The following is a 20,273-nucleotide window of genomic DNA, read 5'->3' on the forward strand; positions in this document are numbered from 1 at the left end:
GACCATGAATAAAACCCTACTGTCTCTGGCCCTGCTGGCCGGCCTGGGCGCCACCGCCGTTCAGGCGGAAGAAGTGAAGTTCGTGACCAACGCCGCCTACCCGCCGTTCGAGTTTGTGGACGAAAACAACGAAATACAGGGCTTCGACATCGATCTGGCCAAGGCCCTGTGCACCGTGGCCGAACTCGAGTGCAGCTTCCACAACCAGGCCTTCGACAGCCTGATCCCCAGTCTCAAGTTCCGCCGCTACCATGCTGCTATCGCCGCCATGGACGTGACCCCGGAGCGGGCCGAGCAGGTGGACTTCAGCGATATCTACTACGAAAACTCCGCGGTATTCGTGGCGCCGCAAGGCAAGTTCGAGAGCCTGGACGAGCTGATGAGCCAGACTGTGGGCGTGCAGAACGGTACCTCCCACCAGAAATACATCCAGGACAAGCTGGAAGGCGAGGGGCTCAAGTCCCGTCCCTACCAGAGCGTACAGGATGCGTTGCTGGACATGACCAACGGCCGGCTGGAAGCGGTGTTCGCCGATACCGCCGTGGTGGGCGAGTGGCTGGGCAAGACCGAAGGCTATGAAGTGGTGGGCGATCCGATCACCGACGAGAACTACTTCGGTACCGGTTTCGGTATCGCCGTGACCAAGGGTAACCAGGAACTGCTCGACAAGCTGAACCAGGGCCTGGCCGAGCTCAAGGCCGACGGTACCTACGAGAGCCTCTACCAAAAGTACTTCCCGCACTGAGATGATGACCCATCTGTTTAATGCCGCCCTGATGACCCTGGGGCTGGCATTGGTGTCCCTGGCGGCCGGCCTGGTGCTGGCCGTGCTGTTGTGCGGTGCCGAGATGAGCCGGTCGGCCTTGCTGCGCTGGCCGGCCTCGATACTGACCACGGTGCTGCGCGGCCTGCCCGAAATCCTGGTGGTGTTCTTCATCTATTTCGGCTCCACCCACCTGCTGTTCCTGCTCACCGGCCGGTATCTGGAGTTCAGCCCCTTCTGGTGCGGGGTGACGGCGTTGTCGCTGCTGTTCGCCGCCTATGCCGCCCAGACCTTGCGCGGTGCCCTGAACGCGGTGGCCCGGGGTCAGCGCCAGGCGGCCCAGGCGTTGGGGTTGCCGCCGTTGTATAGTTTTTTTCGTATCGTGTTGCCGCAAACCTGGCGTCATGCCCTGCCGGGGCTGGGCAACCAGTGGCTGATCCTGCTCAAGGACACCGCCCTGGTGTCGCTGATCGGGGTGCACGACCTGATGTATCAGGCCAAGTCGGTGGCGGCCAGCACCTACCAGCCCTTTACCTGGTACGGGACTGCCGCCTTGATTTACCTGGCGATCACCGTGCTCAGTCAGCAGGGGCTGAAACGGCTGCAGGGGAGGGTAACCCGTTATGACTAAGTGGCTCGACTATCTTCCCCTGTTGATGCAGGGGGTGCAGGTGACCTTGATCATTACCTTCTCCGGCTTGTTGCTGGGGTTGTTGATCGCCCTGCTGCTGACCTGGATCCTGGATCGCAAGGTACCGGTGCTGGCGCAACTGGCGGAAGGCTATCTGCTGTTGCTGACCGGCACCCCGCTGCTGGTGCAGATCTTCCTGGTGTACTACGGCCCGGCCCAGTTCGACTGGGTGAAGCAGAGCTGGGCCTGGGCCTACCTGCGCGAGCCCATGTTCTGTGCCGTGCTGGCGCTGGGCATGAACGCGGGGGCCTATACCTGCCGGTTGTTCAAGGGCGCCCTGGACGCGGTGCCCAAGGGGGAGACCCTGGCTTGCAAGGCGTTGGGCATGACTTCCTGGCAGACACTCAGCGTTAAGCTGCGCCATGCGGCCCGGCGAGTGATCCCGGCCTATTCCAACGAGGTGGTGCTGGTGCTCAAGGGCAGCTCCCTGGCCAGTACCATTACCATCATGGATATCATGGGCCTGGCTCAGCGCATCAATGCCCAGACTTACGACACCCTGACGGTGTTCGGGGCGGCGGGGGCGATTTACCTGATCCTGAACGGTGTGCTGACGTTGTTGTTCCGCATGCTGGAGCGGCGGGCGCTGGTGTTCCAGGCGCAGGGGTGACCGGCCTGGTTCACAGAACGTGATTTCGGTGCCCCACAGGCATTGTCTTTCCCGGGCGCTTTCGCTATGTTGCTAAGGCCCAAGGAAACGTATAACAACCCTATAATAAACGGAGTTCAGCTATGAAAGTTGCCGTACTCGGAGCCGCCGGTGGTATCGGTCAAGCTCTGGCCCTGCTGTTGAAAAACCACCTGCCTGCCGGTTCTGAATTAAGCCTGTACGATATCGCTCCCGTAACGCCCGGTGTCGCCGCCGATCTGAGCCACATCCCCACGCCGGTGAGCATCGTCGGTTTTGGTGGTGAAGATCCCACCCCGGCCCTGGAAGGCGCCGATATCGTGCTGATCTCCGCCGGCGTTGCCCGCAAGCCGGGCATGGACCGTGCCGACCTGTTCAACGTGAACGCCGGCATCGTCAAGAACCTGATCGAGAAAGCCGCCGCCGCCTGTCCCCAGGCCTGCATCGGCATCATCACCAACCCGGTGAACACCACTGTGCCGATCGCCGCCGAAGTGCTGAAAAAGGCCGGCGTGTACGACAAGAACAAGCTGTTCGGCATCACCACTCTGGATGTGATCCGCGCCGAGACCTTCGTGGCCGAAGCCAAGGGCCTGGACGTGACCCAGGTCAAGGTACCGGTCATCGGCGGCCACAGCGGTGTGACCATACTGCCGCTGCTGTCCCAGGTGGAAGGTGCTTCCTTCTCCGACGAGGAAATCGAGAAGCTGACCTACCGCATCCAGAACGCCGGCACCGAAGTGGTGGAAGCCAAGGCCGGTGGCGGCTCCGCCACCCTGTCCATGGGCCAGGCCGCCTGCCGTTTCGCCCTGTCCCTGGTGAAAGCCATGCAGGGTGAAGCCAACGTGGTGGAATGCACCTATGTGGACGGCGGCAGCGAGCATGCCCAGTTCTTCGCCCAGCCGGTGCTGCTCGGCAAGAATGGCGTGGAGAAGGTACTGCCCTACGGCGCCGTCAGCGCCTACGAGCAGGCCGCGATGGACGGCATGCTGGAAACCCTGCGCGGCGACATCGAGAAAGGCGTCGAGTTCGTCAACCAGTAAGGCGATGATTCCGTCTGACACCTAAAGGGAGCTTCGGCTCCCTTTTTGCTTGATGACTAAGTCGTTGCCATGATTGCACAAGTCGGCCAAAGGGCCACCTCCGTCGACACGCCGTGAATCCATCCCTGGAGGCTCCGCCGCGCCCTCCCTGGCGTGGAGGGTCGGCGGAGCCGTTCTCTTTGTCCGCCTATTTTGGTACGGGTGTTACCTGTCTAGGTCAGCCCGAGGGTTTGTCAGCAGTCTGAAAGGGAGTTTCGGCTCCCTTTTTGCTTGATGACTAAGTCGTTGCCATGATTGCACAAGTCGGCCAAAGGGCCACCTCCGTCGACACGCCGTGAATCCATCCCTGGAGGCTCCGCCGCGCCCTCCCTGGCGTGGAGGGTCGGCGGAGCCGTTCCCTTTGTCCGCCTATTTTGGTACGGGTGTTACCTGTCTAGGTCAGCCCGAAGGTTTGTCAGCAGTCTGAAAGGGAGTTTCGGCTCCCTTTCTGCTATCGATGCTCCGCCTCGATGCGATAGGCGCAGCGGCGGGCTCCGGCCAGAATATGTTCTTCCCGGCTGACTCTGACCTCGTCTCCCAGCAACCGCTGAAACAGTTGCAGCTCGTTGCGGCAGAAATTCTGGCAGGTCGCGGCGGCGGCGCAGATGGGACAGTGATTTTCCACCAGATAATAGTGCCCGTCCTGCTCCAGCACCGCCGCCATGTAGCCTTCGTCGCTACGGAGCCGGGCCAGTATGTCCAGCCGTTGCGCCAGGCCCTCCGCCGGGGCCAGGGCGGCCTGGTAGCGGGCCAGGGCCGCCTGTTCCCGGTGGCTTATCAACTTGTCCAGTCCTGCGTCGCCGAACAATACCCTGACCGATTCGATCAACTGCACGCTCAGCTCCTCGTGACGATCGGGAAAGCGGCTTTGGCTGTCGGCGGTGAGCATCCAGTACCGGCTTGGCCGGCCACGTCCTTCCGCCCTGTCCTCTATGCTGACCAGGCTTTCCTGCTCCAGCGCCTGCAGGTGCTGGCGTACCCCCATGGTGGTCATGTCCAGCTCGGCGGCCAGCTCCTTGGCGGTTTGCGCCCCCTGCCGCTTGAGCAAATCCAGTATTCGATCCGTGGTTTTCATCATCACCTCCGGTCGCCATTATCACCCGCCCCACAATTAAGTAAATAATTCGGTTTATTTTTTATTTACATCAATAAATAAAGTATATAGTTTATAAATGAATTTATTTATAAAAAGGTTTACTTAATATGAAATTGCTTGTCGTCAGTGCCAGTCAGCGCAGTCCTTCCCAGAGTGCCAGGGTGGGTGATTACCTGGTCGGGCTCACTTCTCCCTTTGGACAGCACCATCACCTCGAGTTATGCCGCCATCCGCTGCCGTTCTGGGACGGCGACAGCGAGCAGAGCAAGGGCAATGCCTGGGCTGCGCTCAGTCCGCTGCTCGTTGCCGCCGACGCTCTGGTGCTGATCACCCCGGAATGGGGGGGAATGGCCACGCCTTTGTTGAAAAATTTCCTGCTGATGTGCGAGCCGGAACATACCGCCCACAAGCCGGTGCTGCTGGTGTCCGTGGTCAACGGCGTCAGTGGCGGCTATCCCATCGGAGAGCTGCGCATGAACGCCCTCAAGAACAACAAGCTGGTGCCCGTGCCCGACCACCTGATCATCCGCAACGTGGAACAGGTATTGAATCCGGCGATCGGTGGCCCCCGGGATCGACGCCTGCGGGAGCGGATCGACTACAGCCTCCATATGTTGGCCGGCTACACTCGGGCCCTGAAGACGATGCGGGAAGGGCTCCGGAGTCGCCCGTATCCCGACCGGCACCGCTATGCCTACGGCATGTGAGCCGGCTTTGCAGACCCATCAACCAAGCAAGGAGTGAGTGATGATACGACTCGAACATCTTAATCTGGTGGTACGCGACATTCCCGAAACCCTGGGTTTTTACCGGGCGGCCTTTCCCCACTGGTGGGTGCGTGGCGGCGGCGAGAGCGACTGGTATGGCAAAGTCCGCAACTGGGTTCACTTCGGGGATGACTATCAGTACCTGACGTTCAACGACGACGGTGAAGGAGAAAATCGGGATCTGCGCGGCCATCGGCTGGGGTTGGCCCATTTCGCCTTTGTAACTGCCGATATCGACGGGGTGGCGCGACGGCTGGCCGCGGCCGGCTTCGGGATCGACAAGGAAGGGGTCGAGGATCCATATCGGCGCAATCTCTATTTTATCGATCCCAACGGTTACGAGGTGGAGTTTGTGCAATACCTGAGCGATGTGCCAACCGAGCGCAACCGCTACTGATACGGCGGAAACACCGGCCGGGACAGCCCCGGCCGTTTTTTTGCGCGCCGAAGCAAGGAATCCGCTCAAGGCAATTGCAATCCGGCGCTTTGCTTTTTATTGTAGCTGGCTCGATTCAGCTACTGAGCCGAGAGCGGAGCCGTTACCCATGCCGACAGCGTCGTGCCGCCGGTTTGGGTAACCGCTTTTCTTCTTCTAACTTTATGCTGCAGGTGATGTTATGAACTCAGTCAATCCCCTCGATACCCGGGCCTGGCAACAACTCGGCCAACTGGCCCAGACCGAACGCACCCTGTCGGCGCTGTTCGCCGAGGATCCGGAGCGGGCACGCCGCTACTGCCTGGAGCTGGAGCGCTGCCTCAAACTCGATTTTTCCAAGAACCTGATCGACGATGAGGTGCTGACCGGCCTGCTGGCCCTGGCCGAGGAAACCGGGCTGCGCGACAACATCAAGGCGCTGTTCGCCGGTGAAACCATCAACCGGACCGAAAGCCGGGCGGTATTCCATATGGCGCTGCGTAACCGGGCAGACCAGCCCATGCTCCTGGCCGACGGCACCGATGTGATGCCCCAGGTGCGGGCGGTGTTGGCACAGATGAAGCGTTTCTGCGAGGCGGTACGCGGCGGCGGCTGGACCGGTTTCGATGACCGGCCCATGACGGACGTGGTCAATATCGGCATCGGCGGCTCGGATCTCGGCCCCTATATGGTGAGCGAGGCGCTCAAGCCTTACCATGGCGAGCTGCGGGTACACTTCGTGTCCAACGTGGACGGTGCCCACCTGGCCCAGACCCTGAAAGGGCTGAACCCGGCCACCACCCTGTTTATCGTGGCGTCCAAGACCTTCACCACCCAGGAGACCATGACCAACGCCTTCAGCGCACGGGAATGGCTGCTGGCGGCGGCCGGGGACGAGTCCGCCACCGCCAGGCACTTTGTAGCCCTGTCCACCAACGCCGCCAAGGTGGCCGAGTTCGGCATCGACACCGACAACATGTTCGCTTTCTGGGAATGGGTGGGTGGCCGCTTCTCCCTGTGGTCCGCCATCGGCCTGCCGATTGCCCTGGCCATCGGTTTCGAGGGCTTCGAGCAGTTGCTGTCCGGCGCCTGGGAGATGGATCAGCACTTCAAAACGGCGCCGCTGGAGGCCAACATGCCGGCGCTGCTGGGACTGCTCGGCATCTGGTACCGCAACTTCCTGAACGCGCCATCCGAGGCGATACTGCCCTACGACCAGTGTCTGCACCGGCTGCCCGCCTACCTGCAGCAGGCGGTGATGGAGTCCAACGGCAAGTCGGTGGACCGCAACGGCGAGCCGGTGGGCTACCACACCTCGCCCATCGTCTGGGGCGAGCCGGGCACCAACGGCCAGCATTCTTTCTACCAGTTGATCCACCAAGGGACCCACCTGATCCCGGCGGACTTCATCATGCCGGCCCAGAGTCATTACCCCCTGGGGGATCACCACGCCAAGCTGATCGCCAATTGTCTGGCCCAGAGCCGGGCCCTGGCCTTCGGCCAGTCCGAGCAGGAGCTGCGCGAGCAGGGCGAGAAGCCGGAGCTTATTCCCTTCAAGGTACACAAGGGCAACTCGCCCTCCAACACCTTGCTGCTGCCCAAGGTGACCCCCCACACCCTGGGGGCGCTGATCGCCCTCTACGAGCACAAGATCTTCGTGCAGGGCGCCATCTGGAATATCTTCAGCTTCGACCAGTGGGGTGTGGAGCTCGGCAAGAAGCAGGCCAGCGTACTGCTGCCCTGCATCACCGGTGATGGCGATACCTCGGTGCTGGATGCTTCCACCCGCAGCCTGCTGGCCCAGCTGAAAGACTGGGCCTGAAATTAGCTTCTAGCTTCCAGCTTCCTTCCTCGTTCAAAGCCTGTTATGTTACCTGTAACATAACAGGCTTTTTGCATTTATATGACCAAGAAGAAAAGACCGACACTGCAGGACGTGGCCGATCGGGTCGGGGTGACCAAGATGACGGTCAGCCGCTACCTCAAGGATCCGGCCTTGGTATCCGCCGCCGCCCAGGAAAAAATTGCCGAGGCGCTCGAGGTACTCGGCTATATCCGCAACCGGGCACCGGACATCCTCTCCAATGCCAAGAGCCACGCCATCGGCGTGCTGCTGCCCTCGCTCACCAACCAGGTGTTTGCCGAGGTGCTGCGCGGCATCGAGCAGGTCACCGAGACGGCCGGCTACCAGACCATGCTGGCCCACTACGGCTACAGCGCCAAGGTGGAGGAGGAGCGCATCGCTTCGCTGCTGTCCTACAACGTGGACGGCCTTATCCTGTCCGAAAGCTACCATACCGCCCGTACTCTCAAGATGATCGAAACCGCCGGGGTACCGGTGGTGGAGATCATGGACACCTGTTCATCCTGCATCGAGCAGGCGGTGGGCATCGACAATATCGCCGCCGCCCGGGCCATGGTGGAGGCGATGATTGAACGCGGTTATCGCCATATCGTCTACTTCGGCGCCCGCCAGGACGTGCGCACCCTGCAGCGCCAGCAGGGCTACGCCGCCGCCATGCAGCTGCACGGCCTGATGCCGCGCTCGCTGCTGACCGAACGTTCCTCTTCCTATTCCCTGGGGGCGGATCTGCTGGCCGAGGCGCTGGACAAATACCCGGAGCTGGATGGCATCTTCTGCACCAACGACGACCTGGCGGTGGGCGCCATCTTCGAATGCCAGCGCCGGGGCATAGCGGTACCGGGGCGGATCGGCGTGGCCGGCTTCCACGGCCACGATATCGGTCAGGCGATGGTGCCGAAACTGGCCAGCGTGATCACCCCGCGCAAGGACATGGGCAGGATCGCCGCCGAGCGGCTGCTGGCTCGGCTGCGTGGCGAGCCCATCCATGAGCGCACCGTGGACGTGGGCTTCGAGCTGAAGCTGGGGGAAAGCCTTTGAAGCGGTAAGCCTGACTCTTAGTTACAATTTTTTGCTAACTTTTGAACAGATATAAAAAATAGGCCAAAGCGTACTCCTCCTCCGGCACGCCGTGGGACCCGATACTCGCCATTTCGGCCTGCTGCGAACATTCACTGGATGTTCGGTCAGGCCGAAATGGTTCGTCACGGCGAGCAAGCCCGCTCCATAGAGGCTCCGCTCCGCCGCGCCCTCCCTGGCGCGGAGGGCCGGCTTCGCTGCGTCCTTTGTTCTCTCTATTGCCCCGGTGTCGCCTGCTGCCTCTTCTCTGCGTTAAATCAGACAGCCGGACTTGTGACTCAGAGTCCGGCTGGAAGCTTTTAGCCTTTTACCGCCGCCACTGCCTCCGCGGCCAGGCGGGTGATGCCGTCCCAGTCTTTTGCGGCGACCAGCTCCGCCGGCAGCATCCAGGATCCGCCCACCGTCATCACCGACTTCACCGCCAGATAATCCTTGGCGTTGGCGGCGCTGACGCCGCCGGTGGGACAAAAACGCAGCTGGGGCAGGGGGCCGGCCAGGGCCTTGAGCGCCTTGGCGCCGCCGTTGATCTCCGCCGGGAAGAATTTGAGGTGGGTATAGCCCAGTTCCAGCGCCTGCATGGCCTCGGAGGGGGTGGCGATACCGGGCATCAGCGGCACCGGGCCGGCCTTGGCGTGCCGGAGCAGGGCCGGTGTGAAACCGGGGGTGATCACAAATTTGGCGCCGGCGGCCACGGCGGCGTCGTACTGTGCCACGTTGAGCACGGTGCCGGCGCCCACCAGGGCGTCGGGCAGCTCGCGGGCGATGGCGCGGATGGCGTCCAGCGCCGCGGCCGAGCGCAGGGTCACTTCAAATACGGTGATGCCGCCGGCGGCCAGGGCCCTGGCCAGGGGCACGGCGTCGGCGGCGTCTTCCACCACCATCACCGGGACCACGGGAGAGGCGGAAAAAACGTCGGCGGGGGAAAGGGTCCAGTTCATGGGTTACTCCTGATAAAAGATAGAGGCGCCGGTTTCCGCACTGGAAACCTGGCGGCGGAACAGGGCGAACAGCTCGCGGCCCAGGCCGCTCTGCTCACCGGTTAAATCCGGTTGCAGCGGGCTGCGCTGGTCGAGCGCGGCCTCGGTGAACAGCCGGCCGCTGGTGGCGTCCAGGGTGATGATATCACCATCGCGCAGCCGGCCGAGGGGGCCGCCCTTGGCGGCTTCCGGGGTGATGTGGATGGCCGCCGGTATTTTACCCGAGGCGCCGGACAGGCGGCCATCGGTGACCAAGGCCACCTTGAAGCCGGCTTTCTGGATATTGCCGAGGATGGGCATCAGCTTGTGCAACTCGGGCATGCCATTGGCTCCCGGGCCGTTGTGGTGTACCACCACGATCAGATCCCGGTTGAGCTCGCCATTCTGGTAGGCGCGCTCCACCTCGTGCTGGCTGCTGAACAGGGCGGCGGGGGCGGTGATAAGCTGGTGCTCGGCGGCCACGGCGCTGACCTTGATCACCCCCCGGCCCAGGTTGCCGTCCAGCAGCCGCAGGCCGCCACTGACGCTGAACACCGTATCCTGGGGCGGGATCACCGCCGGATCCCGGGTTTCCGGCACCGGTTGCCAGGCCAGTTGCTCCCCTTCCAGCACCGGCTGACAGAAATAGTCTTCGAGCCGGCCGAACATGGGGGTGGCGTCCCTGTGCAGCAGGCCGCGCTCGGCCAGCTTGTGCAGCAGCAGGGGCACGCCGCCCGCCTGCTGGAAGGCGTTGATGTCCGCCGGGCCGTTGGGGTAAACCCGGGCCAGCAGGGGCACCACCTCCGAGAGGTCGCTGAAATCGTCCCAGGACAGTACCAGGCCCGCGGCCCGGGCCACCGCCACCATGTGCAGGGTGTGGTTGGTGCTGCCGCCGGAGGCGAGCAGGGCGATCAGGCCGTTGACCAGGCCCTTTTCGTCTACCACCTCGGCCAGCGAACGGTAGTGGCCGCTGCCCTGGATCTGGCCGGCCAGGCGCAGGGCGGCGTGTTCGGTCAGTGCCCGGCGCAGGGCCGAGTGCGGGTGCACGAAGGCGGAGCCGGGCAGCATCAGGCCCATGGCTTCGAACACCAGCTGGTTGGTGTTGGCGGTGCCGTAGAAGGTGCAGGTGCCGGGCGAGTGGTAGGCGTTGCACTCCATCTCCAGCAGCGCCTCCTTGCCCACTTCACCGGCGGCGTATTGCTGGCGTACCTTGACCTTTTCGTCGTTGCTGATGCCGGTGGCCATGGGGCCGGCGGGCACGAAGGCGGTGGGCAGGTGGCCGAAGCTGAGGGCGCCGATCAACTGGCCCGGGGCAATCTTGTCGCAGATGCCGAGCAGCAGGGTGGCGTCGAAGGTGTTGTGGCTGAGCGACAGGGCGGTGGCCTGGGCGATGACGTCGCGGGAAAACAGCGACATGTCCATGCCCGGCTGGCCCTGGGTGACGCCGTCGCACATGGCGGGCACGCCGCCGGCCACCTGGGCGCTGTGGCCATGCTCCGCCAGCACCCGCTTGAGCTGCTCCGGGTAGCCGGCGTAGGGTTGGTGCGCCGACAGCATGTCGTTGTAAGCGTTGACGATGGCCAGGTTGGCGCTGGTCAGGTTGAGGATGCGCTGTTTCTGATCCGGGCCGCAGGCGGCCACCGCGTGGGCCAGGTTGCCGCAGCTCAGGCTGGATCTGTGCTTGCCCTGCTCGGCCTGGGCCTGCATTTGTGCCAGGTAGCCTTCACGTACCGCGCGGCTGCGCTCGAGGATACGGCGGGTAACCCGGCCGATCATCGGGTGGAGTTCAGTTGACATGGGCTTCTCCTTTGATGGCGGCGAGGGCGCGGTTGACCACGTCCTCGAAGTTGCCGTCGATGCTGATGAAGGTAACGTCCGGCTCGTCGGCGCCGGGGCGCTCCAGCACATCGAACTGGTTCTGCAGCAGGGACTCGGGCATAAAGTGGCCGTTGCGCCGGCGCAGCCGGGCCAGGATCAGCTCGAAGTCGCCGTCGAGAAAGATGAAACGTACCCGGTCGTTGCCGGCGCGGATGCTGTCGCGATAATGACGTTTGAGCGCCGAGCAGACGATGACCCCGGTCTCGCTCTTGTGGCGGATGCTGAATACCGCGTCGCGGATCCGCTCCAGCCAGGGCACCCTGTCCTCGTCATCGAGGGGGATGCCCTCGGCCATCTTGAGGATATTGGCCCTGGGGTGCAGGTCGTCGCCGTCGATAAACTTGGCGCTCAGCGCCCGAGCCAGGGCGGCACCCACGCTCGATTTTCCGCAGGCGGTAACGCCCATCACTATGATGCTTTCTCCAGTCATGCTTGACCTCTGTCCCTACTGGTAATCTTGCCCTGGGGTGAATGACTCTTACTGTATCAGGTTACGGGTAACATGTTACCAGTAACTTTTTAAAATGTGAGCTGACACACAATGACAACAACAGGCAATATGGCCGGAGATGGCGGTGCAATAAGTGAGTTTGTAAGTTTAAATTGTTTTAAATCAGTATTTTATATTTTTTGTTTGGTTGTTTATGAAGATTTTATGGTTTGCGTTTTTTTGAGCTTAGTCCCACTTTTTAACTTTATCGTCACTTGGGGCTTTGTTGTTTCTATTGGTTACGCGTAACATGTTACTGGTAACTTCACTGAACAATGGAATGGAGTAAAACGCCATGGCGGATATGTCCCATAAACCCGTGTCTGTGCTGCGCCGTGCAGCGGAGGCCATGCTGGCCATCAGCATGTTCGGCATGGTGTGCGCCGTGTTTCTGAACGTGGTGATGCGCTACATGTTCAACACCGGCCTGGCCGGCTACGAGGAGCTGTCCCGCCTGCTGTTTGTCTGGCTGGTGTGCATCGGCGCCGTGCTGGCCACCGTCGACCATCAGCACCTGCGTTTCGATCTGGTGGTGGACCGGCTGCCGGCGCCGGCGCAGCGGCTGTGCCGCTGGCTGAGCCGAGGCCTGATCGGCTGGGCGCTTTATCACCTGATCCTCGGTGCCTGGGCCCAGATCCTGGTGGGTATCGACAGCCGCAGCCCGGTGCTGGGCTACCCCCTGGGGCTGGCCGCCGCCGCCATCTTTTTCATGGCCGCCTGCATGGCGGTGCTGCTGCTGCGCGAGGCCTGGCAGGATCTGCGCTGCCGTCACAGCGGGGCTTGCGGCGCCGTTACCACTCATAGCGTTAAGTAAGGATAGCTACCATGTCGATCGCAATTTTTCTGGCGGTACTGTTCAGCTCCATGAGCATCGGCGTGCCCATCGCCTTCGCCCTGATGCTGACCGCCCTGGCGCTGATGATCCAGCTCGACTTCTTCGACGCCCAGTTGCTGGCGCAGAACGTGCAGGCCGGCTTCGATAACTTCCCCCTGTTGGCGGTGCCCTTCTTCGTGCTGGCCGGCGAGCTGATGACCGCCGGTGGTCTGTCGCGCCGCATCGTGGACCTGGCCCGGGTCTATTTCGGCCATGTGCGCGGCGGTTTGGGTTATGTGGCTATCGGCGCCTCCGTGCTGCTGGCCTCCATGAGCGGCTCGGCCATCGCCGACACCGCCGCCCTGGCCACCCTGTTGCTGCCGATGATGCGCCGCCAAGGTTACCCGCTCGGCAGCAGTGGCGGCCTGATCGCTTCCGGCGGCATCATCGGCCCCATCATTCCGCCGTCCATGCCTTTCATCATCTACGGGGTGACCACCAACACCTCCATCAGCCAGCTGTTCCTGGCCGGCATTGCGCCCGGCATCATGATGGCGGTGGCCATCGCCCTCGCCTGGGGCTGGATAGTGCGCGGCAAGGAACTGCCGGTGGAGGAAAAGGCCGGCTGGAAGGAACGCGGCCGGGTCATGCGCCGCAGCATCTGGGCCCTGCTGTTGCCGGTGATCATCGTCGGCGGCCTGCGCGGCGGCATCTTCACGCCTACCGAGGCGGCGGTGGTGGCGGCGGTCTATGCGCTGATCATTACCACCCTGGTGTACCGGGAGCTGGATCTGAAAGGTCTGTACAAGGTGCTGGTGGACGCCTCCAAGACCACCTCGGTGGTGATGTTCCTGGCCGGTGCCGCCATGGCGTCCTCCTATATGATCACCCTGGCGGATCTGCCGCGCCAGCTGATCGATCTGTTCGCGCCGGTGCTGGACAGCCCCATGCTGTTTATGGCGCTGGTGGTGTTGTTCCTGCTGGTGATCGGCATGGTGATGGATCTCACCCCCGCCATCCTGATCCTGGCGCCGGTGCTGGCGCCCATGGCCGCCGCCGCCGGGGTTCACCCGGTGTACTTCGGCCTCATCTTCATCATGTCCGGCTGTATCGGACTCATCACCCCGCCGGTGGGCACCGTGCTCAACGTGGTCTCCGGCGTGGGCAACATGAAAATGGAAGCGGTGGTGCGGGGCGTCATGCCCTTTATCGTCGCCTATTTCACGCTGCTGGCGCTGCTTATCCTGTTCCCGCAGCTGGTACTCTGGCCACTGAGCTGGCTGTCCTGACCCCACCAAATCAATAGGGATGTGTGTTATGAAACTGAAAGCACTTGTACTGTCCGGCATGATCGGCCTGATGTCCGCCAACGCCATGGCGGCCGACATCCAGTCACGGATGATCCGTTTCGGCTACGGTCTGAATGAAGACTCCAACCAGGGCCGGGCCACTCAGAAATTCGCCGCCGAGGTGGGCAAGTTGTCCGGCGACAAGATGAAGGTGCGTGCCTTCGGCGCTGCCACCCTGGGCTCGGATCTGCAGATGCAGCAGGCCCTGCTGGGCGGCGCCCAGGAGATGATGGTGGGTTCCACCGCCACCCTGGTGGGCATAGTGCCGGAAATGGCCATCTGGGATACCCCCTTCCTGTTCAATAACGTCGAGGAGGCTGACGCCGTGCTCGACGGCCCGGTAGGAGAACGGGTGATGGCCAGACTGGAAGAAAAGGGCCTGATCGGTCTCGTTTACTGGGAGAACGGCTTTCGCAACCTGACCAACAGTCGCCGTCCGGTGACCAGCCTGGAAGACATGGACGGCATCCGCCTGCGGGTGATGCAGAACAACGTCTTCCTCGACAGCTTCCGGGCGCTGGGTGCCAACGCCGTGCCCATGGCCTTCTCCGAACTGTTCACCGCGCTCGAAACCCGTACCGTGGACGGCCAGGAGAACCCCTACAACACCATCCTCTCCAGCAAGTTCTACGAGGTGCAGAAGTACCTGACCGTGACCAACCACGTCTACAGCCCCTGGATAGTGCTGGTGAGCAAGAAGTTCTGGGACAAGCTGTCCGACGACGAGCGCCAGGTGCTCGAGCAGGCCGCCGCGGCCTCCCGCGACTTCGAGCGCACCGATACCCGGGAAGAGGCCGCCTGGGCCCTGGCCGAGCTGAAGGAAAAGGGCATGGCAGTGAACGAGCTGGACCCGGCCCAGGTGGATCGCATGCGCGAGCGCCTGACCGAGGTCAACCAGGGCATCGCCAAGGAAGTGGGTCAGGAACTGTGGGATGAACTGCAGGCCGAACTGCAGAAGATCCGCGGCTGATCCCGTTTTGACCCTGAACCTTGAAGGCGCCCGCGGGCGCCTTTTTAAGAGCGTTACACTCCTGGTGGCGTCGGCCCTGTTGTCTCTTTGCTACGGTTACCACAAACAACAGCCAGACTAACCATTCATGGCCCGGCCCACCTTGGAGCCGTTTTCCCGGCCCAGTTGTGTGCTTATCCAGTGTCCCGTTTCCACCAGCCTGGCCAGATCCACCCCCGTCTTGAAGCCGAGGCCGTGCAGCAGGTAGACCACCTCTTCGCTGGCCAGGTTGCCGGAGGCGCCCTTGGCATAGGGGCAACCGCCCAGGCCCGCCACCGAGCAGTCGACGATGCGCAGCCCCTCTTCCAGCACGGCGTAGAGGTTGGCCAGGGCCTGGCCGTAGGTGTCGTGGAAGTGGGCGGCGAGCCGCTCTATCGGTACTTGCCGGCGCACCGCCGCCAGCATGGCCCTGGCCTTGCCCGGGGTGCCGGTGCCGATGGTGTCGCCGAGGGATATCTCGGCACAGCCCATCCGGTACAGGGCCCCCGCCACCCGGGCCACGGCATCGGGACTGATGTCGCCCTCGTAGGGGCAGCCGAGCACGGTGGACACATAGCCCCGTACCCGGACCCGCCGGGCCCGGGCCTCTGCCAGCACCGGGGTGAAGCGTGCCAGGCTCTGGTTGATGGAGCAGTTGATGTTCTTCCGACAGAACGACTCGGAGGCGGCGGTGAACACCGCCACCTCGTCGGCGCCGGCGGCCAGGGCGGCTTCCAGCCCCCTGAGGTTGGGAACGAGTGCGGAGTAGATCACCCCGGCCTGGCGGCGGATACCGGCCAGCACGGCGGCGCCGTCGGCCATCTGGGGTACCCATTTGGGTGAGACGAAGCTGGCCGCCTCTATGTGTTGCAGGCCGCAGTCGGCCAGCCGCTCGACCAGCGCTATCTTGATCTCGGTGGATACTTGGGCGGCCTCGTTCTGCAGCCCGTCCCGCGGGCCCACCTCCACCAGCCTGACCCTATCCATCCTCTTTCTCCAGCCGCAGCAGTTCATCCCCTTCGCCCACCTGGTCGCCTTCCCGGCAGCGGATCTCCGCCACTCGCCCGGCGGCGGGTGCACGCAGGGGATGCTCCATCTTCATCGCCTCCAGCACCAGCAGGGGCTGGCCGGCGGCGACGGTGTCGCCCACCGCCACCTGCAGTTGGCCGATGAGCCCGGGCATGGGGGCCCTGAGGCCGGCCTGGTGCCCGCCCTGGTACCGGGCAACTTCGAGGGGAGCCAGGCGCAGATCGTGGCGCTCACCCCGGTGGAACAGCCACAGCCAGTCGGCGTGGCGGGCGCAGTGGCAGGCCAGGGGCTCGTCGTCCAGTTCCGCCTGCAGCCGGTCGCCGTCGAGGCGGGTGCGGATGCGGTGGCAATGGGCATCGACCTCCACCCGCCAGCCATCGTCTTCGGCCTCCAGCACCACTTGGTGCCGCTCCCCGCCGTATTCCAGCTCCAGTTGGCGTCGTGTCGGCAGGTTGAGCCACCAGCCCGAGTGGCCGGCGAAGGGAGCGCTCTCGTCGTTCGGCTCCAGCTCCAGCCAGCAGGCGGCGGCCAGGGTCAGCACCCGGGAGGGGGACAGGGCGGACGGGGCAAAGAGCAATTCAGGGTGCTGCTCGATAAAGCCGGTGTGCAGCTCGGCGGCGAGCAGCGGCGCCGAGCCCGCCAGGGCGTGCAGAAAGCGCAGGTTGGTCCTGACCCCGCCGATGCGGTACTGGGCCAGGGCCCGGGCCAGCCGGTGCAGGGCCAGCTCGCGGCTGTGATCCCAGACGATCAGCTTGGCTATCAGGGGATCGTAGTGGATGCCCACCTCGTCGCCTTCGCGTACCCCGGTATCCAGCCGCACCTGAGGGCCGGTGGCCGGTTCGCGCAGGTAGTGCAGGGGGCCGGCGGCGGGCAGGAAACCCTGGTCGGCGTGTTCGGCGTAGACTCGCGCCTCGATGGCGTGGCCGCGGACGGTCACCTGCTCCTGGGTCAGCGGCAGCGGCTCGCCCGCCGCCACCCGCAGTTGCCATTCTACCAGATCCAGGCCGGTGACCAGCTCGGTGACCGGATGCTCCACCTGCAGCCGGGTGTTCATCTCCATAAAATAGAAGCGGCCGTCTTCCTGGTAGAGAAACTCGACGGTGCCGGCCCCTTCATAGTCGATGGCCAGGGCGGCGCGCACCGCCGCCTCGCCCATGGCCACCCGGGTTTCGGGGGCGAGATTGGGGGCGGGGGCCTCCTCCAGCACCTTCTGGTGGCGGCGTTGCACCGAGCAGTCCCGCTCGGCCAGATAGAGGCCATGACCGAACCGGTCGCAGAACACCTGTACCTCCACGTGGCGGGCCCTGGGCAGGTAGCGTTCCAGCAGCATGGCGTCGTCGCCGAAGGCGGCCAGGGCCTCGCGCCGGGCCGCGGCCAGGGCCTCGTCGAACTCGTTGGGGGTGTGCACGACGCGCATGCCCTTGCCGCCGCCGCCGGCCACCGCCTTCAGCAGCAGCGGAAAGCCGCAGCGCCCGGCTTCTTGCCGCAGCCGCTCCGGGGACTGCTCCGGGCCATGGTAGCCGGGCACCACCGGCACCCCGGCGGTTTCCATCAGCGCCTTGGCGGCGGACTTGGAGCCCATGGCGGCGATGGCCTCGGCGGGCGGGCCGACGAAGACCAGGCCGGCGGCGGCGCAGGCTCGGGCGAAGTCGGCGTTTTCCGACAGGAAACCGTAGCCCGGGTGCACCGCCTGGGCGCCACAGGCCCGGGCGATGGCCAGCAGCCGGGGTTGGTTCAGGTAGCTCTGGGCCGCCGGCGCCGGGCCCAGGTGCCAGGCCTCGTCGGCCAGTGCCACATGGCGGGCGTGGCGGTCGGCGTCGGAGTAGACCGCCACGCAGTCGATGCCGAGCCGGTGGGCGGTGCGGATGATGCGGCAGGCGATTTCGCCCCGGTTGGCGACCAGCAGCTTAGTGAACATCCTCGTCCTCCCAGGCCGGCGGCCGCTTGTCGAGAAAGGCGGCGAGCCCTTCCCGGGCCTCGCTCGTTACCCGAATCCGTGCTATCCGACGGGCGCTGTCGAGCCGCAACGTCTCGTCGAGGGGGCAGCCGGCGTAGTCATTGATGAGTTGCTTGGCCGCGGCCTGCGCCGCCGGGCCGTTGCGCTTAAGCGCCGCGATCAGCGGGGCGGCGGCCTCGTCCAGGGACTGGCCGGGTCCGGCCCGCAGGTGCACCAAGCCGAGTTGCTCCGCCCGGCTTGCGTCCATCACTTCGGCGGTCAGCATATAGCGCCGGGCCTGGCGTGGCCCCAGGGCGCGTAGCACATAGGGGGCGATGGTGGCGGGAATGAGTCCCAGCCGCACCTCGCTCAGGCAGAAGCGGGCGTCGTCGGCGGCCACCGCCAGATCACAGCAGGCGACCAGCCCCAGGGCGCCGCCATAGGCCGATCCCTGCACCAGGGCCAGGGTGGGCCGGGGGAAATGGTCGAGCCGCCACAGCAGCCGTGCCAGGGCTTGGGCATCGGCCAGGTTGGCCGCCTCGCTCAGGCTCGCCGCCCGACGCATCCACGCCAGATCTGCGCCGGCGCTGAAGTGCCTGCCATTGGCGCGCAGCACCAGCAGCCGCAACCCGGGCAGGCGGGCGGCCTGCTCCAGCCCGGTGTTCATGGCGGCGATCAGTTCATCGTCGAAGGCGTTGCGGCGTTCGGGCCGGTTCAGCACCAGCTCCCAGACACCGGGAAGGGAGGTTTGCAGCAACAGGGGCTCGCTCATGGCTCATCCTCACATGCGGAACACCCCGAAGCGGGGCTCGTCCATGGGGCGGTTCAGGGCCAGGGCCAGGCTCATGGCCAGCACGGCGCGGCTGTCCTTGGGATCGATCACGCCGTCGTCCCACAGCCGGGCACTGGCGTACCAGGGGTGGCCCTGGCGCTCGTAGCGCTCGACGATGGGCGCCTTGAAGGCGGCTTCGTCCTCGGTGCTCCAGGATTCACCGGCCTTTTCCTTGGCATCTCGTCGCACCCTGGCGAGCACACCGGCGGCCTGCTCGCCCCCCATCACCGAGATGCGGGCGTTGGGCCAGATCCACAGAAAGTCGGGATCATAGGCCCGGCCGCACATGCCGTAGTTGCCGGCGCCGAAGCTGCCGCCGATGATCAGGGTCACCTTGGGTACGTTGGCGCAGGCCACCGCCATCACCAGCTTGGCACCGTGCTTGGCGATGCCCTCGGCCTCGTATTTCCTGCCTACCATAAAGCCGGTGATGTTCTGCAAAAACAGCAGGGGAATGCGGCGTTGGCAGCACAGCTCGATGAAATGCGCCCCCTTCTGGGCCGATTCGCTGAACAGCACGCCGTTGTTGGCCAGTATGCCCACCGGGTAGCCGTGCAGCCGGGCGAAGCCGGTGACCAGGGTGGGGCCGAAGTCGCGTTTGAACTCGTCGAAGGCCGAGTCGTCCACCAGCCGGGCGATGACCTCGCGCACCTCGAAGGCCTTGCGCAGATCGGTGCCGACGATGCCGTACAGCTCCTCGGCCGGGTAGCGGGGCGGCAGCGGCGGGTGGGGCGGGGCCGGTAGCGGCGGCCGGTTGAGGTTGGCGACCAGCCGGCGGGCCAGGTGCAGGGCGTGGGCGTCGTCCTCGGCGATATGATCCGCCACCCCGGAGACGCGGGTGTGCACCTCGGCCCCGCCCAGATCCTCGGCGCTGACCACCTCGCCGGTGGCAGCCCGTACCAGGGGCGGACCACCGAGGAAGATGGTGCCCTGGCCGCGCACTATGATGGACTCGTCCGCCATGGCCGGCACATAGGCGCCGCCGGCGGTGCACAGCCCCATCACGACCGCCAACTGGGGGATGCCGGCGGCGGACATCCGCGCCTGGTTGAAGAAGATGCGGCCGAAGTGGTCCCGATCCGGGAACACCTGGTCCTGGCTGGGCAGGTGGGCGCCGCCGGAATCCACCAGGTAGAGGCAGGGCAGCCGGCAGCGTTCGGCGATGGCCTGGGCACGCAGGTGCTTCTTGACCGTGAGCGGGTAGTAGGTGCCGCCCTTGACGGTGGCGTCGTTGGCCACCAGCATGCACTCCACCCCGCCGATCCGGCCGATGCCGGCCACCAGCCCCGCCGCCGGCACCGCCTCGTCGTAGACCCGATGGGCGGCGAGCTGGGACAGCTCCAAGAAGGGGGCGCCCGGGTCCAGCAAGCGGCGGATGCGCTCCCTGGCCAGCAGCTTGCCCCGCTGTCGGTGGCGCTGGCGGCTGGCGTTGTCGCCGCCCGCTTCGATGCCGGCCACCAGCTCGCGCAGCGCCGCCACCTCGGCGGCCATGGCGCTGTGATTGGCCCGGAACTCTTCCGACTCGGGCTTGATCTGGCTGGTCAGTATGGTCATGGCTGGTTCCAACAGTGGTTGTTGCGCTCGAGGCGAGTCGGCCAAAGGGCCAACTCCACCGACA

The 20,273-nt window shown here is 64.6% G+C and carries 19 protein-coding genes; 11 read left to right on the plus strand and 8 right to left on the minus strand.

Annotated elements, in window-relative coordinates:
• Positions 1-4 precede the first annotated feature (4 nt).
• From ACEVBK_RS03520 to mdh, 4 genes are all read left to right on the plus strand, one after another.
• The gene (locus ACEVBK_RS03520; RefSeq protein WP_375057214.1) at positions 5-745 is read left to right on the plus strand and encodes a transporter substrate-binding domain-containing protein; all 741 of its coding nucleotides are present in this window, start codon (positions 5-7) and stop codon (positions 743-745) included.
• A 1-nt stretch (position 746) separates the two neighbouring features.
• A complete protein-coding gene (artQ, locus tag ACEVBK_RS03525; protein WP_375057215.1) occupies positions 747-1,394 on the plus strand; it encodes an arginine ABC transporter permease ArtQ in 648 nt (215 codons plus the stop codon).
• The gene (gene artM, locus ACEVBK_RS03530) at positions 1,387-2,064 is read left to right on the plus strand and encodes an arginine ABC transporter permease ArtM (RefSeq protein ID WP_375057216.1); all 678 of its coding nucleotides are present in this window, start codon (positions 1,387-1,389) and stop codon (positions 2,062-2,064) included. Before artQ ends, artM begins: the two co-directional genes overlap by 8 nt.
• 122 nt (positions 2,065-2,186) lie before the next feature.
• Positions 2,187-3,125: a malate dehydrogenase gene (gene mdh, locus ACEVBK_RS03535; RefSeq protein ID WP_375057217.1), complete on the plus strand. Its 939-nt coding sequence runs from the start codon at positions 2,187-2,189 to the stop codon at positions 3,123-3,125.
• 490 nt (positions 3,126-3,615) lie between these two features.
• Here the strand turns inward: mdh and ACEVBK_RS03540 are convergent, their stop codons facing one another.
• Positions 3,616-4,242: a helix-turn-helix transcriptional regulator gene (locus tag ACEVBK_RS03540; protein WP_375057218.1), complete on the minus strand. Its 627-nt coding sequence runs from the start codon at positions 4,240-4,242 to the stop codon at positions 3,616-3,618.
• Positions 4,243-4,367: 125 nt separating this feature from the next.
• On the opposite strand from ACEVBK_RS03540, the gene ACEVBK_RS03545 reads away from it, so the two are divergent.
• The 4 genes from ACEVBK_RS03545 (at position 4,368) to gntR (ending at position 8,344) form a co-directional block, all read left to right on the plus strand.
• A complete protein-coding gene (locus tag ACEVBK_RS03545) occupies positions 4,368-4,967 on the plus strand; it encodes an NADPH-dependent FMN reductase (RefSeq protein WP_375057219.1) in 600 nt (199 codons plus the stop codon).
• A gap of 40 nt (positions 4,968-5,007) precedes the next feature.
• A complete protein-coding gene (locus ACEVBK_RS03550) occupies positions 5,008-5,424 on the plus strand; it encodes a VOC family protein (protein WP_375057220.1) in 417 nt (138 codons plus the stop codon).
• A 220-nt stretch (positions 5,425-5,644) separates the two neighbouring features.
• Positions 5,645-7,264, plus strand: coding sequence for a glucose-6-phosphate isomerase (pgi, locus tag ACEVBK_RS03555; RefSeq protein WP_375057221.1), 1,620 nt, complete (start codon positions 5,645-5,647; stop codon positions 7,262-7,264).
• An 81-nt stretch (positions 7,265-7,345) separates the two neighbouring features.
• Positions 7,346-8,344 (plus strand): gluconate operon transcriptional repressor GntR, encoded by a 999-nt coding sequence (gene gntR / locus ACEVBK_RS03560; RefSeq protein WP_375057222.1) that lies wholly within the window; start codon positions 7,346-7,348, stop codon positions 8,342-8,344.
• A 338-nt stretch (positions 8,345-8,682) separates the two neighbouring features.
• Here gntR and ACEVBK_RS03565 read toward each other — a convergent pair whose 3' ends face one another.
• From ACEVBK_RS03565 to ACEVBK_RS03575, 3 genes are read right to left on the minus strand one after another with little or no spacing between them, the layout of a single operon-like run.
• The gene (locus ACEVBK_RS03565) at positions 8,683-9,321 is read right to left on the minus strand and encodes a bifunctional 4-hydroxy-2-oxoglutarate aldolase/2-dehydro-3-deoxy-phosphogluconate aldolase (protein WP_375057223.1); all 639 of its coding nucleotides are present in this window, start codon (positions 9,319-9,321) and stop codon (positions 8,683-8,685) included.
• 3 nt (positions 9,322-9,324) lie between these two features.
• Positions 9,325-11,136: a phosphogluconate dehydratase gene (gene edd, locus ACEVBK_RS03570; protein ID WP_375057224.1), complete on the minus strand. Its 1,812-nt coding sequence runs from the start codon at positions 11,134-11,136 to the stop codon at positions 9,325-9,327.
• Positions 11,126-11,647, minus strand: a complete 522-nt coding sequence (locus ACEVBK_RS03575) for a gluconokinase (RefSeq protein WP_375057225.1) — start codon at positions 11,645-11,647, stop codon at positions 11,126-11,128. Before ACEVBK_RS03575 ends, edd begins: the two co-directional genes overlap by 11 nt.
• Positions 11,648-12,002: 355 nt before the next feature.
• Here ACEVBK_RS03575 and ACEVBK_RS03580 point away from each other — a divergent pair, with 355 nt between their 5' ends.
• From ACEVBK_RS03580 to ACEVBK_RS03590, 3 genes are read left to right on the plus strand one after another with little or no spacing between them, the layout of a single operon-like run.
• Positions 12,003-12,521 (plus strand): TRAP transporter small permease, encoded by a 519-nt coding sequence (locus tag ACEVBK_RS03580; RefSeq protein ID WP_375057226.1) that lies wholly within the window; start codon positions 12,003-12,005, stop codon positions 12,519-12,521.
• Between the two features lie 11 nt (positions 12,522-12,532).
• Entirely contained in the window at positions 12,533-13,810 is a 1,278-nt protein-coding gene (locus ACEVBK_RS03585; protein WP_375057227.1) for a TRAP transporter large permease, read from the plus strand.
• Positions 13,811-13,838: 28 nt separating this feature from the next.
• Positions 13,839-14,840, plus strand: coding sequence for a TRAP transporter substrate-binding protein (locus ACEVBK_RS03590; RefSeq protein WP_375057228.1), 1,002 nt, complete (start codon positions 13,839-13,841; stop codon positions 14,838-14,840).
• A gap of 117 nt (positions 14,841-14,957) precedes the next feature.
• Here ACEVBK_RS03590 and ACEVBK_RS03595 read toward each other — a convergent pair whose 3' ends face one another.
• From ACEVBK_RS03595 to ACEVBK_RS03610, 4 genes are read right to left on the minus strand one after another with little or no spacing between them, the layout of a single operon-like run.
• Complete coding sequence (locus ACEVBK_RS03595) at positions 14,958-15,845, minus strand: hydroxymethylglutaryl-CoA lyase (protein WP_375057229.1); 888 nt, start codon at positions 15,843-15,845, stop codon at positions 14,958-14,960.
• Positions 15,838-17,805, minus strand: coding sequence for an acetyl/propionyl/methylcrotonyl-CoA carboxylase subunit alpha (locus tag ACEVBK_RS03600; protein WP_375057230.1), 1,968 nt, complete (start codon positions 17,803-17,805; stop codon positions 15,838-15,840). Before ACEVBK_RS03600 ends, ACEVBK_RS03595 begins: the two co-directional genes overlap by 8 nt.
• On the minus strand, positions 17,795-18,595 hold the full coding sequence (locus ACEVBK_RS03605; protein ID WP_375057231.1) for an enoyl-CoA hydratase-related protein: 801 nt from the start codon (positions 18,593-18,595) through the stop codon (positions 17,795-17,797). The genes ACEVBK_RS03600 and ACEVBK_RS03605 overlap by 11 nt, the downstream gene beginning before the upstream one ends.
• 9 nt (positions 18,596-18,604) lie before the next feature.
• Entirely contained in the window at positions 18,605-20,209 is a 1,605-nt protein-coding gene (locus ACEVBK_RS03610) for a carboxyl transferase domain-containing protein (RefSeq protein ID WP_375057232.1), read from the minus strand.
• Positions 20,210-20,273: the final 64 nt, after the last annotated feature.

Origin of the sequence: Zobellella sp. DQSA1 (assembly GCF_041950555.1) — a bacterium.
Taxonomy (GTDB): domain Bacteria; phylum Pseudomonadota; class Gammaproteobacteria; order Enterobacterales; family Aeromonadaceae; genus Oceanimonas.

What these genes read in the sequence shown, in the direction of transcription:
- ACEVBK_RS03520 (WP_375057214.1), top strand. Translation starts at nt 5, where the DNA reads ATGAATAAAACCCTACTGTCTCTGGCCCTGCTGGCCGGCCTGGGCGCC.
- artQ (WP_375057215.1), top strand. Translation starts at nt 747, where the DNA reads ATGATGACCCATCTGTTTAATGCCGCCCTGATGACCCTGGGGCTGGCA.
- artM (WP_375057216.1), top strand. Translation starts at nt 1,387, where the DNA reads ATGACTAAGTGGCTCGACTATCTTCCCCTGTTGATGCAGGGGGTGCAG.
- mdh (WP_375057217.1), top strand. Translation starts at nt 2,187, where the DNA reads ATGAAAGTTGCCGTACTCGGAGCCGCCGGTGGTATCGGTCAAGCTCTG.
- ACEVBK_RS03540 (WP_375057218.1), bottom strand. Translation starts at nt 4,242, where the DNA reads ATGATGAAAACCACGGATCGAATACTGGATTTGCTCAAGCGGCAGGGG.
- ACEVBK_RS03545 (WP_375057219.1), top strand. Translation starts at nt 4,368, where the DNA reads ATGAAATTGCTTGTCGTCAGTGCCAGTCAGCGCAGTCCTTCCCAGAGT.
- ACEVBK_RS03550 (WP_375057220.1), top strand. Translation starts at nt 5,008, where the DNA reads ATGATACGACTCGAACATCTTAATCTGGTGGTACGCGACATTCCCGAA.
- pgi (WP_375057221.1), top strand. Translation starts at nt 5,645, where the DNA reads ATGAACTCAGTCAATCCCCTCGATACCCGGGCCTGGCAACAACTCGGC.
- gntR (WP_375057222.1), top strand. Translation starts at nt 7,346, where the DNA reads ATGACCAAGAAGAAAAGACCGACACTGCAGGACGTGGCCGATCGGGTC.
- ACEVBK_RS03565 (WP_375057223.1), bottom strand. Translation starts at nt 9,321, where the DNA reads ATGAACTGGACCCTTTCCCCCGCCGACGTTTTTTCCGCCTCTCCCGTG.
- edd (WP_375057224.1), bottom strand. Translation starts at nt 11,136, where the DNA reads ATGTCAACTGAACTCCACCCGATGATCGGCCGGGTTACCCGCCGTATC.
- ACEVBK_RS03575 (WP_375057225.1), bottom strand. Translation starts at nt 11,647, where the DNA reads ATGACTGGAGAAAGCATCATAGTGATGGGCGTTACCGCCTGCGGAAAA.
- ACEVBK_RS03580 (WP_375057226.1), top strand. Translation starts at nt 12,003, where the DNA reads ATGGCGGATATGTCCCATAAACCCGTGTCTGTGCTGCGCCGTGCAGCG.
- ACEVBK_RS03585 (WP_375057227.1), top strand. Translation starts at nt 12,533, where the DNA reads ATGTCGATCGCAATTTTTCTGGCGGTACTGTTCAGCTCCATGAGCATC.
- ACEVBK_RS03590 (WP_375057228.1), top strand. Translation starts at nt 13,839, where the DNA reads ATGAAACTGAAAGCACTTGTACTGTCCGGCATGATCGGCCTGATGTCC.
- ACEVBK_RS03595 (WP_375057229.1), bottom strand. Translation starts at nt 15,845, where the DNA reads ATGGATAGGGTCAGGCTGGTGGAGGTGGGCCCGCGGGACGGGCTGCAG.
- ACEVBK_RS03600 (WP_375057230.1), bottom strand. Translation starts at nt 17,805, where the DNA reads ATGTTCACTAAGCTGCTGGTCGCCAACCGGGGCGAAATCGCCTGCCGC.
- ACEVBK_RS03605 (WP_375057231.1), bottom strand. Translation starts at nt 18,595, where the DNA reads ATGAGCGAGCCCCTGTTGCTGCAAACCTCCCTTCCCGGTGTCTGGGAG.
- ACEVBK_RS03610 (WP_375057232.1), bottom strand. Translation starts at nt 20,209, where the DNA reads ATGACCATACTGACCAGCCAGATCAAGCCCGAGTCGGAAGAGTTCCGG.